At 70.2% G+C, this 11355-nt stretch carries 10 protein-coding genes, 1 tRNA gene and 1 pseudogene; 4 read left to right on the plus strand and 8 right to left on the minus strand.

Annotated elements, in window-relative coordinates; genetic code table 11:
• Positions 1-140: 140 nt before the first annotated feature.
• Genes GY24_RS12225 through GY24_RS12235 form a run of 3 tightly spaced genes read right to left on the minus strand, consistent with a single transcriptional unit; the run spans position 141 to position 2398 of the window.
• Complete coding sequence (locus GY24_RS12225; protein WP_161498735.1) at positions 141-1004, minus strand: amidohydrolase family protein; 864 nt, start codon at positions 1002-1004, stop codon at positions 141-143.
• A gap of 49 nt (positions 1005-1053) precedes the next feature.
• Positions 1054-2037, minus strand: a complete 984-nt coding sequence (locus GY24_RS12230) for an aldo/keto reductase (protein WP_104476186.1) — start codon at positions 2035-2037, stop codon at positions 1054-1056.
• A 37-nt stretch (positions 2038-2074) separates the two neighbouring features.
• Positions 2075-2398 carry an L-rhamnose mutarotase gene (locus GY24_RS12235; RefSeq protein WP_104476169.1) on the minus strand — a complete coding sequence of 108 codons (324 nt, stop codon included), beginning with the start codon at positions 2396-2398 and terminating at the stop codon, positions 2075-2077.
• Between the two features lie 183 nt (positions 2399-2581).
• Here GY24_RS12235 and GY24_RS12240 point away from each other — a divergent pair, with 183 nt between their 5' ends.
• Positions 2582-3445 carry a fumarylacetoacetate hydrolase family protein gene (locus GY24_RS12240; protein WP_104476171.1) on the plus strand — a complete coding sequence of 288 codons (864 nt, stop codon included), beginning with the start codon at positions 2582-2584 and terminating at the stop codon, positions 3443-3445.
• Positions 3442-4194: an SDR family NAD(P)-dependent oxidoreductase gene (locus tag GY24_RS12245; protein ID WP_104476173.1), complete on the plus strand. Its 753-nt coding sequence runs from the start codon at positions 3442-3444 to the stop codon at positions 4192-4194. The genes GY24_RS12240 and GY24_RS12245 overlap by 4 nt, the downstream gene beginning before the upstream one ends.
• A 195-nt stretch (positions 4195-4389) precedes the next feature.
• On the opposite strand, the gene dcd is transcribed toward GY24_RS12245, so the two are convergent.
• The 3 genes from dcd to GY24_RS12260 all read right to left on the minus strand — a co-directional run bounded on the left by dcd (position 4390) and on the right by GY24_RS12260 (position 7027).
• Complete coding sequence (gene dcd, locus GY24_RS12250) at positions 4390-4995, minus strand: dCTP deaminase (protein ID WP_104476176.1); 606 nt, start codon at positions 4993-4995, stop codon at positions 4390-4392.
• Between the two features lie 9 nt (positions 4996-5004).
• Positions 5005-5574, minus strand: a complete 570-nt coding sequence (locus GY24_RS12255; protein ID WP_233279342.1) for a hypothetical protein — start codon at positions 5572-5574, stop codon at positions 5005-5007.
• Positions 5575-5644: 70 nt separating this feature from the next.
• Entirely contained in the window at positions 5645-7027 is a 1383-nt protein-coding gene (locus GY24_RS12260; protein WP_104476178.1) for a glutamate decarboxylase, read from the minus strand.
• Positions 7028-7209: 182 nt separating this feature from the next.
• Between GY24_RS12260 and GY24_RS12265 the strand changes: the two genes are divergently transcribed.
• Positions 7210-7283: transfer RNA gene (locus GY24_RS12265), tRNA-Gly, on the plus strand.
• Between the two features lie 44 nt (positions 7284-7327).
• On the opposite strand, the gene GY24_RS12270 is transcribed toward GY24_RS12265, so the two are convergent.
• Both GY24_RS12270 and cmtR read right to left on the minus strand, forming a co-directional pair.
• Positions 7328-8005 carry a cation transporter gene (locus tag GY24_RS12270; protein WP_104476180.1) on the minus strand — a complete coding sequence of 226 codons (678 nt, stop codon included), beginning with the start codon at positions 8003-8005 and terminating at the stop codon, positions 7328-7330.
• Positions 8002-8355: a Cd(II)/Pb(II)-sensing metalloregulatory transcriptional regulator CmtR gene (cmtR, locus tag GY24_RS12275; RefSeq protein WP_104476182.1), complete on the minus strand. Its 354-nt coding sequence runs from the start codon at positions 8353-8355 to the stop codon at positions 8002-8004. Before cmtR ends, GY24_RS12270 begins: the two co-directional genes overlap by 4 nt.
• Before the next feature lie 113 nt (positions 8356-8468).
• Here cmtR and GY24_RS12280 point away from each other — a divergent pair.
• A pseudogene (locus tag GY24_RS12280) lies at positions 8469-10923 on the plus strand (HAD-IC family P-type ATPase); the annotation flags it as partial.
• Positions 10924-11355 lie beyond the last annotated feature (432 nt).

An 11355-nucleotide genomic window follows, 5' to 3' on the forward strand; every position in this document is an offset into this window, starting at 1 on the left:
GACGGCTCCGATCATCGATCGCGCGAGCGCGGGATTCGCCGGGCGCACCCATCCGATGGATGAGCGCATCCGAACCCCGACAGCGAAAAACGAACGTCACTAGCCTTTCGACCTCACTGTATCGGGTCGCTGCCGCCGGGCTAGCCCTCCAGCGAGTAGACGCGCGCCGCGGTGCGGTAGAGGATGTCGTCCTGCTGGCCTGCGGGCAGCCCGGCAATGCTCTCGCGGAGGCCCCGCCAGACGCCGGCGAAGTCGCCGTTGAGCAGCGAGACGGGCCAGTCGCTGCCGAGCATCAGCCGCTCGGGGCCGAACAGCTCAATCGCGCGGTCGACGTACGGCCGCCAGTCGGCGGCCGTCCAGCCCGGGGCGGAGACGCTGTTCAGCCCGGAGAGCTTCACGACGACGTTGGGCTCGGCGGCGATCGGCGCAATCGCGGCGTCCCAGGCCTGGAAGCCGTCGCCGGCGATGTCCGGTTTGCCGAGGTGGTCGAGCACGATGGTGAGCCGCGGATGCCGCCGCGCCACTTCCACCAGCACCGACAGGGCCTGCGGGGAGGAGGTCACGTAGTCGAGCGTCAGCCCGAGTTCGGCGATCGCCTCGATGGTCGAGGTGACGTCGTCGCGCAGCATCCAACGCGGGTCCTCGTAACCGTGCGAGAGCACCCGGATGCCCTTGAATACGGGGTTCCGCGCGAGGACGGCGAGCGCGGCGAGCGCCTCGGCCGTGCGGTCGAGCGGCACCCAGCCGACCACGCCGGCGACGGTCGGGGTGCTCGCGGCGACCGCGAGCATGTAGAAGGTGTCCTCGTAGCTGTCGGCCGCCTGCACGAGCACGGTCGCGGTGATGCCCGCGGCCGCGGCATCCGCGGCAACGTCCTCCGGACCGAAGTCGGCGTTCAGCACGCCGGACTCTGGCGTGATCCAGTCGTAACGGCGCTCGGAGATCTTCCAGAGGTGCTGGTGCGCGTCGATCATCTGTGCCGGCTCGTACAGTGCGGGCGTCATGGCTCTCCTTCGTTCTCCCCCTGCGTCAATACTGCACGCGGGGTGCGGGCTAGGCGGTGGGGGCAGACTCGGCGAGCAGGCCTTCCGTGCGGAGGTCTGCCCACAGGGCGGCGGGGATCTGCACGTCGAAGAGCGCGGCATTCCGCTCCACCTGCGAGCGCGAGCGGGCGCCGAGGCAGACGGTGGCCACGGCCGGGTGGGCGAGGGGGAACTGCGCCGCGACGGCAGGCAGGGTCACCCCGTGCGCCTCGCAGACGTCGGCGATGCGGTTGACGCGGGCGAGCAGCTCGGCCGGCGCCGCCTCGTAGTTGTACTTCGCGTCGGCGCCGGGGCGATCGGTGGCCAACAACCCGGAGTTGAACACTCCGGCCGCGACGATCGACACCTCGCGGGCCTCTGCGGCTGGCAGCAGGTCGTGCAACGCCGGCTGTTCGAGCAGCGAGTAGCGCCCGGCCACCATGACGACGTCGAGGTCCGTGTTCCTGACGAAGTCGGTGAGCATGGCCGACTGGTTCATGCCGGCGCCGTAGGAGGTGATGACGCCCTGCGAGCGCAGCTCCTCGAGCGCGGGGAACGCGCCGTCCAGGGCCTCGCGGTAGTGATCGTCCGGGTCGTGCACCAGAACGACGTCGAGGCGGTCGAGGCCGAGGCGTTCCAGCGAGCCCTCGATCGAGCGCAGCACGCCGTCCCGGGAGAAATCCCAGCGCCGCACGCGGTTCTTGGGCACGTCGAATCCCTGGTCGTCCCGCTCGCCCGGGAACTCGTCGGTGTCGACGAGGATCTTGCCGACCTTCGTCGAGACCACGAACTCGTTGCGCGCCCGCCCGGCGAGCCCGGCGCCAAGGCGCTGCTCCGAGAGCCCCAGGCCGTAGTGCGGCGCGGTGTCGAAATAGCGCACGCCCCGCTCCCACGCCGCGTGCACGGCGTCGATCGCCGCGTCCTCCTCGAGTGCGCTGTAGAGGTTGCCGAGTGCGGCGACGCCGTACGCGTGCGGGCCGGCGATGAGTCCGCCGCGTCCGAGTGGTCGTGTCATGGTAGGGCTGTTCTCCGTGTCGTGAAGGGTCATGGGGCTAGTCGAGGTGGAAGACCTCGGGGATTTCCTTCCACCACTCGCCGTCCGCCCGGTCAGCGAGCGGCCGCTGCAGCGGCTCGCACACCGCCCACCACTCCTGCGTGATTGGGTCGGCGGCCACCGCGGCCATGTCCGCTTCGTAGTCGTCCCCGACGTACTCCAGGTAGGAGAACAGGAGGTCGCCGTGGCGATAGATCGAGTAGTTCGAGACGTTGGATGCCTTCAGCCGCTCGAGCACGCCGGGCCACGCGTTCGCGTGCAGCTCCTCATACCGCGCGACATTCTCCGGGGGAAGACCGATAACCGAGGCCATGCGCTTCATGGGCAACCTTTCCTGAAACCGGAGGCCAATTCCTCCGTGAGTGTGCGACCCCGAGGCGACGCAATCGGCCACCGGGTACACTAGACATCCGATGATTAAGATACCAGCCGGGTCACGCGCGACGCGTCGCGGGCGCCCGGTTGGGGAAGACTGATCCCCGCTCCCAGAGAAGAGAGTAAGCCCATGAAGTTCGCACGCCTCGGCGCCATCGGCCACGAGACCCCCACGCTGCTGGTTGACGGCATCCACTACGACGTGTCGTCCGTCACGCCAGACATCGACGGCGCGTTCCTCTCCTCCGACGGCCCCGCCGCCGTGCGTGCCGCCTTCGAGGCCGACGCGCTGCCCGTGCTCGAGAACGCCGAGGCCCTGCGCATCGGCGCGCCGATCGCTCGCCCGAGCGCCGTCATCTGCATCGGCATGAACTACGCGGCCCACGCCGCCGAGTCCGGCTCGCTGCCCCCCGAGATCCCGATCATGTTCCTCAAGACGCCGAACACCGTCGTCGGCCCGAACGACACCGTCGAGATCCCGCGCGGCAGCGAGAAGACCGACTGGGAGGTCGAGCTCGGCATCGTGATCGGCAAGCGCGCCTCCTACCTCGACTCCCCCGAGGAGAGCATGGGCCACATCGCCGGCTTCGTCTCGGCGAACGACGTCTCCGAGCGCGACTTCCAGATGGCCGTCTCCGGCGGCCAGTGGTCCAAGGGCAAGTGCGCCCCCGGCTTCAACCCGACCGGCCCGTGGCTCGTCACCCCGGACGAGGTCGACCACCAGAACCTGCAGCTGAAGAGCTGGGTGAACGGCGAGATCCGACAGGACTCGAACACGGCCGACCAGATCTTCAACGTCAAGCACGTGATCTGGCACCTCAGCCAGTACCTCGCGCTCGAGCCCGGCGACCTGGTGCTCACCGGCACCCCGGAGGGCGTCGCCCTCTCCGGCCGCTTCCCCTACCTCGCCGCGGGCGACGTCTGCGAGATCGAGATCGAGGGCCTCGGCCGCCAGCGCCAGCAGTTCATCGCACACGAGAAGAGCAACTCATGACCCAGGAATTCGACAACCTCGTCGCCGTCGTCACCGGCGGCGCATCCGGCATCGGCGCGGCCATCGCGGCCCGCCTGCACGAGGCCGGCGCCACCGTCGCCGTGCTGGACCTCCGCCCGGAGGGTGCGGATGCCGCCCACTTCGCCGTGCAGGCCAACATCGCCGACGACGCCTCGGTGCGCGCCGCGATCGCCGCGGTCGCCGAGAAGTTCGGCCGCATCGACATCGTGATCAACAACGCCGGCATCGGCGCCCAGGGAACCATCGAGAGCAACGACGACGACGAGTGGGCCCGCGTGCTCAGCATCAACGTCACCGGCATCGCCCGCGTCACCCGGGCGGCGCTGCCGTTCCTGCGCGAGTCGCCGGCGGCGGCCGTCGTGAACACCTCCTCGATCGCGGCGACCGCCGGCCTGCCAGAGCGCGCGCTGTACACCGCGTCGAAGGGCGCCGTGCTCTCGCTCACCCGCGCGATGGCCGCCGACCACCTCCGCGAGGGCATCCGCGTCAACTGCGTGAACCCCGGCACCGCCGACACCCCGTGGGTCACCGGCCTGCTCACCAAGGCGGCCGACCCCGAGGCCGAGCGCGCCGCACTCAACGCCCGCCAGCCGCACGGCCGCCTCGTGGCCGCCAGCGAGGTCGCCGACGCCGTCGTCTACCTGGCCAGCCCGCGCTCCGGCTCGACCACCGGCGCCTCCATCGCCGTCGACGGCGGCATGCAGAACCTGCGCCTGCGCCCCGAGTAACGCGCGACAGAGATCGGACCTTTACCGGAGGCGCCCGCCAGGGTGCCTCCGGTTTGTCGTTGTCGGTGCGGTGTCGCTGTGGTTGTCGGCCGTGATTCTGCAGGCACGGCTTCTGCTCTCAAAAAAACAGGAGGAGAGTCCCGCGGGTGCTTCATGAAGCACCGGCGGGGCTCTCCTCCTGTTTTTTTCGCTGAGCTAGTTGCCGAGGCTGCCCGCGGTCGACTCGGCGACCGCGGTGCGGTGGAAGTTCTGGAACGAGCGCGAGGCGGTCGGGCCGCGCTGGCCCTGGTAGCGCGAGCTGTACTCGGCCGAGCCGTAGGGCTTCTCCGACGGCGAGGAGAGCTGGAAGAAGCACATCTGGCCGATCTTCATGCCCGGCCAGAGCTTGATCGGCAGCGTCGCGACGTTGCTGAGCTCGAGGGTGACGTGGCCGCTGAAGCCCGGGTCGATGAAGCCGGCAGTGGAGTGGGTGAGCAGGCCGAGGCGGCCGAGCGAACTCTTGCCCTCGAGGCGGGCGGCGATGTCATCCGGCAGCGAAACCAGCTCGAAGGTGGAGCCGAGCACGAACTCTCCCGGGTGCAGGATGAACGGCTCGTCGGGCTCGACCTCGATCAGGTGGGTGAGCTCCGGCTGGTCCTCGGCCGGGTCGATGAAGGGGTACTTGTGGTTGTCGAACAGCCGGAAGTAGCGGTCCAGGCGCACGTCGATGCTCGAGGGCTGGATCATCTCGGGCGAGAACGGCTCCATGCGGATGCGCTCGGCGTCGAGGTTGGCCTTGATGTCACGGTCTGAGAGAAGCACGTTGCCAGCTTAACGGGCTGGCCGCGGCGGCAGGGCGAGCAGCGCCGCAGCGAGGAAGCAGAGGGCCCCGACGAAGGTTCCCAGGTTCGCGAGGGCGGCGTTCCTGAGCTCGCCGGATGCCGGGTCCACCGCGGCCCCGACGGCCGAGGCGCCGAAGGCGAGCGAGCCGGCCATGCCGAACCAGGTCGACCACCAGCTGCGCGCGTTCGGGTCCCAGAGCGACTCGCGGTCGGTCGTGGCCACGACCGCGAGGATGCTCGCGATGAGGAAGGCGATCGAGCCGTAGGCGTCGGGGCGCCACACCATCCGCGCCGTGACCTCGGCGCCGGTGCTCTGCAGCAGGGCGGCGAGGGTGCTGACGTTGAACAGCAGCGTGCCGACAAACTGGATCGCCGCCGCGAACCAGTCGAACCGCTCCGCGCGCGTGGAGCCGCGGTGCGGCAGCGGGCGCCCGGTGAGCAGCAGCTGGATGAGGGCGGCCGTGGTGAAGAACAGGGAGCCGACGAAGTAGGTGAGGTTGTCGGCCGTCACCCCGACCGCGGTGGCGTAGCCGGGCCAGGCGCCGACCGCGAACAGCACGGAGCCGATCGCGAACCCCCAGGACTCGCGGCGCAGCCGCAGCGTTCGCCCGACGCCACGCCCCCACCGGCTAGTGGGCGAAGTGGCTGCGCTGCGGTCGGGCACCGCCCTCACGCCCACTCAGTTCGCCGCAGGCCGTGACGACGGCATCCGTCAGCATGCGGCCGAGCTCGGTGTTGAAGCCGTCGCGCACGACGATGCGCAGCACGGCCACCTCCTCGGCGTCGGCCGGCATCGTGTAGGCCGGCACCTGCCAGCCCGCCGCGCGCAGCTCGTGCGACACCTCGAACACGGTGAAGCCGGCATCCGGGGCCACCTCGAACGAGATCACCGGGATGGCGCTGCCGTCGGTGATCACGCGCAGCTGCGGGATCTCGGCGAGCCGCCCGGAGATCTCGACGGCCGTGTCGCGCAGCGTCTCCATGACCGCGCGGTAGCCGGCCCGGCCCAGCCGGAGGAAGTTGTAGTACTGGCCGATGACCTGGTTGCCCGGCCGGGAGAAGTTGAGCGTGAAAGTGGGCATGTCGCCGCCCAGGTAGTTCACCCGGAACACGAGGTCGTCGGGCAGTTGCTCCGGCGAGCGCCAGACGACGAAGCCGATGCCCGGGTAGGTGAGGCCGTACTTGTGGCCGCTGGCGTTGATCGAGACGACCCGGGGCAGCCGGAAGTCCCACTCGAGGTCCGGGTGCAGGAACGGCACGACGAAGGCGCCGCTCGCACCGTCGACGTGGATCGGCACGTCCGGCCCGCCGGATGCCGCGAGCGCGTCGAGCGCGGCCGCGATCTCCGCGACGGGCTCCAGCTCGCCGGTGAAGGTGGTGCCGAGGATCGCCACGACGCCGATCGTGTTCTCGTCGACGGCGGCCACCACCTGCTCCGGCGTGATCACGTACCGCCCGGGCGCCATCGGCAGGTAGACAGGCTCGACGTCGAAGTAGCGGCAGAACTTCTCCCACACCACCTGCACGTTGCTGCCCAGGATGAGCTTCGGGCGCGTGCTGTCGGCCCCGGCATCCGCCCGCCGGGCCCGCCAGCGCCACTTGAGGGCCAGCCCGGCCAGCATCACCGCCTCGCTCGAGCCAATCGTCGAGACGCCGGTCGCGCTGCGCGGGTCGTTGGGGTCGAGGCCGGGGGCGTTGAACAGGTCGGCCACGATCGACACGCAGCGGCCCTCGATCGCCGCCGTCGCCGGGTACTCGTCCTTGTCGATCATGTTCTTGTCGAACGACTCGGCCATCAGCTTGTCGGCCTCCGGGTCCATCCAGGTGGTGACGAACGTGGCCAGGTTCAGCCGGGAGCTGCCGTCGAGCAGCAGCTCGTCGTGGATGAAGCGGTACACGCTCGCCGGGTCCACCGGCTCCTCGGCGAGGCGCAGCAGGGCGTGCGCCTCGCGGGAGAGCCCGTCGGTGTAGGCCGGCGCGTAGTCGTGGGGCTTTGGCTCATTCTGGGGCACGAACTTCTCCTTGCCATGCAGCGCATCGCGCCGACCGGCAGGAATGCCGCAGGCGCGAATGCGGGATCGAATGCTCCCTTGGCACGCTAGACCGATTCGCCGAGGCTGTACAGAGTGTTCCGGCGTGAGCTGGCGCGATCGCTTGCTAACATGATGATCACGCACTCGGCAACGGGTGCCGCGCGGATGTAGTTCAATGGCAGAACTTCAGCTTCCCAAGCTGATAGCGCGGGTTCGATTCCCGTCATCCGCTCCACTTGCCGCTTCTCGGACTAGATGAGCCTCTTCCCGCCTTGCTGACTAATGGTCGGCCCGCACGCCGTGCTCGCCGTCCTCCAGGAGCATCCCGACGGGCGTCGCACAGGTGTCGCCCTTCCACGCCTCGATCCCCTCGCGCACGGCGAAGACCGCGATGACGAGGGCGGCGATCGGGTCGGCCCAGGCCCAGCCGAGGAGGGAGTTCAGCAGGAGCCCGATGAGCACGGCCGCCGAGAGGTAGGTGCAGAGCAGGGTCTGCTTGGAGTCGGCGACCGCCGTGGCGGAGCCCAGCTCCCTGCCCGTGCGGCGCTCGAACCAGGACAGGAATGGCATGACCACGACGCTGACGGCCGTGATGATGATTCCGAGGGTGCTGTGCTCGGCTTCCACCGCCCCGGTGAGGGAGAGCACGGCGTTGACGCTGACGTAGGCGGCGAGCAGGAAGAAGGCGAACGCGATGACCCGCAGGGTGGCCTTCTCGTACTTCTCTGGGTCGGCGCGCGAGAACTGCCAGGCGACCGCGGCGGCCGAGAGCACCTCGACGAGCGAGTCCAGCCCGAAGGCGATCAGAGCGGCGGATGACGCGGCCGAGCCGGCCGCGACCGAGACGACCGCCTCGATGAGGTTGTAGCCGATGGTGACGCCGACGATCCAGCGGATGCGGCGGTGCAGCACGGCCTTCCGCTCCGGCGAGAGTGCGGAACGGCCCACCGTCGTCATCGAGCGTCCTCGCAGCATCCGGGAACGGGGCAGCTCACGTCCACGCAGGGGGCGGACTCGTCGACGGCGAGAACGACCTCCACGAGTGCGGTGAGTGAGCGCGTCAGGTGCGGGTCGGAGATCTCGTAGCGCGTCTGCCTCCCCTCCGGCTGAGCCGTCACGATGCCGCAGTCGCGCAGGCAAGTGAGGTGGTTCGACACGTTCTGCCTGCTGAGTCCGAGCGTGTCCGCGAGCACGGCGGGGTAGCCGGGGCCAGCCAGCAGGGCCAGGAGGATGCGTGACCGCGTCGGGTCGGCCATGGCGCGGCCGAGGCGGTTCATGACGTCGAGACGGGATGTCGTGGTGGGCATGCCGCAACAGTACAGCGGAGACTGTATCGTCGCACTCAGCATCGGTTCCGCGAGCCGCCAACCTCGTCGCGAAAGCAGGCCACTTCCCGCCAAATGCGCGCGAGGGCTCGCGGATGGCGCAAGAATCAGGGTGGCAGAATCCGTCACCGAGCGCGCATGAGGAATCCGTGGACACAACTCACACCGAGGCCTCGAGCGGGCTGAGCGCGGCGGATGTCGCGGAACGCATCGCGGCGGGGAAGACCAACGCGTTCACCCCGGACTCCAGCCGCAGCGCGTGGAACATCGTGCGCGCCAACGTGTTCACGCTGTTCAACGGCATCGTCTTCGCCTGCTTCTTCGTGCTCTTCCTCGTCGGGCGCTGGCAGGACGCCCTGTTCGGCTTCGCGGCGTTCGCGAACGCGATCATCGGGTCGGTCCAGGAGTTCCGCGCGAAGGCGGCGCTCGACCGGCTGGCGCTGCTGAGCGCGCCGCACGCGCGCGTGCTGCGCGCAGGCGCGGAGGCGGAGATCGCGCCGGGCGAGGTCGTGCTCGACGACCTGCTCGTGCTCCGCGCGGGCGATCAGGTGCCCGCCGACGCCGAGATCCTCAGTGCGCGCGGGCTGCAGATCGACGAGTCCATGCTCACCGGGGAGTCCGACCCGGTCGACAAGCACCCCGGCGCCGAGGCGCTCTCCGGGTCCGTCGTCGTCGCGGGCGAGGGCTCGGCCCGGGTGACGCGCGTCGGCGCCGACTCCTACGCCAACCGCTTCGCCGGCGAGGCGAAGCGGTTCTCACTCGTCTCCAGCGAGCTGCGCAGCTCGATCAACCGGGTGCTGAAGTGGGTGAGCTGGGGCATCGGCCCCATCAGCCTGCTCGTCTTCAACGCCCAGGTCATGGTCGCCGGGGGCTACGCGACCGTGTTCACGACCGGCGCCTGGGTGCAGGCGGTGGTCAACACGATCGCCTCGGTGACCGCGATGATCCCGCTCGGCCTCGTGCTGATGACGAGCATCGCCTTCGCGGTCGGCGCGACGAAGCTCGCCCGCCGGCAGGTGCTCGTCAACGAGCTGCCCGCCGTGGAGGGCCTCGCCCGCGTCGACATGATCTGCCTCGACAAGACCGGCACGCTCACCGTCGGCGAGATCGCCTTCGACGAGGCGCACCTCCCCGCACAGGAGCCCGGCGCCGGGAGCGGAGACGGGCCCGGCGACTGGCAGGGCGCGCTCGCGTGGTACGCGGCCTCCCCCGACGCGAACGCCACCGCCCGCTCCCTGCGCGCCGCGTACCCGGTCGAGTCCGCGCGCCACGCCGCCGGGTACATCCCCTTCTCCTCCGCCCGCAAGTGGAGCGCCGTCTCCTTCGACGGCACCGCAGAGACCTGGGTCATGGGCGCCCCGGAGATGGTGTTCGGGGATGCCGCGAGCTCCAGCTCGACCGAGCTCGGCCGCACGGTGACCGGCCTGGCCGAGACCGGGCGCCGCACGCTGGTGCTGGCCCGCTCCGGCGCGCCCCTCACGGAGTCTGACGTGCAGGCGGAGCGCCTGCCGGCGGATCTGGTGCCGACGGCGGTGCTCACCTTCCGCGAGCAGGTGCGGCCCGACGCCGCCCAGACGCTCGAGTACTTCCGGCAGCAGGGTGTCGGCATCCGCATCATCTCCGGCGACAACCCGCGCACCGTCGCCGCCATCGCCCGCGAGATCGGCATCGACGTCGCCGATGGCTTCGACGCCCGGGCACTCCCCGAGGACGAGGCGGAGCTCGCCGAGGTGCTGGAGCAGCACCTGGTGTTCGGGCGGGTCACCCCCGAGCAGAAGAAGCGCATGGTGACGGCGCTGCAGAGCCGCGGGCACACCGTCGCGATGACCGGCGACGGGGTCAACGACGCGCTCGCGATCAAGACCGCCGACATCGGCATCGCGATGAACTCGGGGTCGCCCGCCACCAAGGCCGTCGCCCGCCTCGTGCTGCTGGACGGGCAGTTCTCGCACCTGCCCGACGTCGTCGCGGAGGGGCGGCAGGTGATCGCGAACATCGAGCGAGTCTCGATGCTGTTCCTCACCAAGACCGCCTACGCGACGCTCCTCGCGATCCTCTTCGGGGTGCTCGTGCTCGAGTTCCCGTTCCTGCCGCGGCAGCTCTCGATCACCGACGGCCTCACGATCGGCATCCCGGCGTTCTTCCTCGCGCTGATGCCCAACGCCGCGCGCTACATGCCCGGATTTCTCCGGCGCTCCCTGAGCTTCGCGATCCCGGCGGGCATCGTCATCGCGCTCGGGCTGACCTGGTACACCTTCGTCGCACAGGGCATCGGGGTGTCGGCCGACCAGCTCCGCACCGGGGCCACCATCATCCTGGCGGTTGTCGGGATCTGGGTGCTCGCCGTGCTCTCCCGCCCGCTCAACCGCTACAAGGTGCTCGTCGTCGGCGCGATGTTCGTCGGCCTCGTGCTCGTGTTCACGCTCCCCGTCTCGCGGGCGTTCTTCGCCCTCGTCGACCCGGGTGAGGAGCTCGCCATCGCCCTGACCGGCATCACGATCGTGATGATCTCCTGCATCGAGGTCGTGCGGCTGTTTCACCGCCGGCTGCTCGCCTCGGCCGGCGCGCCGGGCGGGGCGCCCGCGCCGGCGCGACCGTTGAGCACGCCCGCGTCGGTAACCGGGCGCGTTGCCACGACCGCCGTCGCCGTCCTCGCCTACACCACCGGGTTCCTGTCGACGGGCATCGGCATCCTCGTGCTGCTCAGCCGCTACGAGGGCGAGACCGACGAGCGGCTGGCGCTCTCGATCGTCGGCGCCGCGATCGCCCTGTTCGGCCTGCTGATCGTCGCCCTCGCCGCCGGGCTCCGGCGCGGCAGTGGGCTCTCACGCCTGCTCGTCTCGTTCTTCCTCGGCATCCTGGCCCTGCTCAGCACCGTCGTGGTGGCATCCAGCGACCAGTGGGATTGGGGCGCAACGGCGACCGCCGCGGGAGCGGCCCTGCTCATCGTCCTGCTGTGGACGCCGCCGGTTGCCCGCGGCT

Source organism: Microterricola pindariensis, from assembly GCF_002936985.1.
GTDB lineage: Bacteria > Actinomycetota > Actinomycetes > Actinomycetales > Microbacteriaceae > Microterricola > Microterricola pindariensis.

What these genes read in the sequence shown, in the direction of transcription:
- cmtR (WP_104476182.1), bottom strand. Translation starts at nt 8,355, where the DNA reads ATGCCCACCACGACATCCCGTCTCGACGTCATGAACCGCCTCGGCCGC.
- GY24_RS12245 (WP_104476173.1), top strand. Translation starts at nt 3,442, where the DNA reads ATGACCCAGGAATTCGACAACCTCGTCGCCGTCGTCACCGGCGGCGCA.
- GY24_RS12230 (WP_104476186.1), bottom strand. Translation starts at nt 2,037, where the DNA reads ATGACACGACCACTCGGACGCGGCGGACTCATCGCCGGCCCGCACGCG.
- GY24_RS12235 (WP_104476169.1), bottom strand. Translation starts at nt 2,398, where the DNA reads ATGAAGCGCATGGCCTCGGTTATCGGTCTTCCCCCGGAGAATGTCGCG.
- GY24_RS12270 (WP_104476180.1), bottom strand. Translation starts at nt 8,005, where the DNA reads ATGACGACGGTGGGCCGTTCCGCACTCTCGCCGGAGCGGAAGGCCGTG.
- GY24_RS12240 (WP_104476171.1), top strand. Translation starts at nt 2,582, where the DNA reads ATGAAGTTCGCACGCCTCGGCGCCATCGGCCACGAGACCCCCACGCTG.
- GY24_RS12225 (WP_161498735.1), bottom strand. Translation starts at nt 1,004, where the DNA reads ATGACGCCCGCACTGTACGAGCCGGCACAGATGATCGACGCGCACCAG.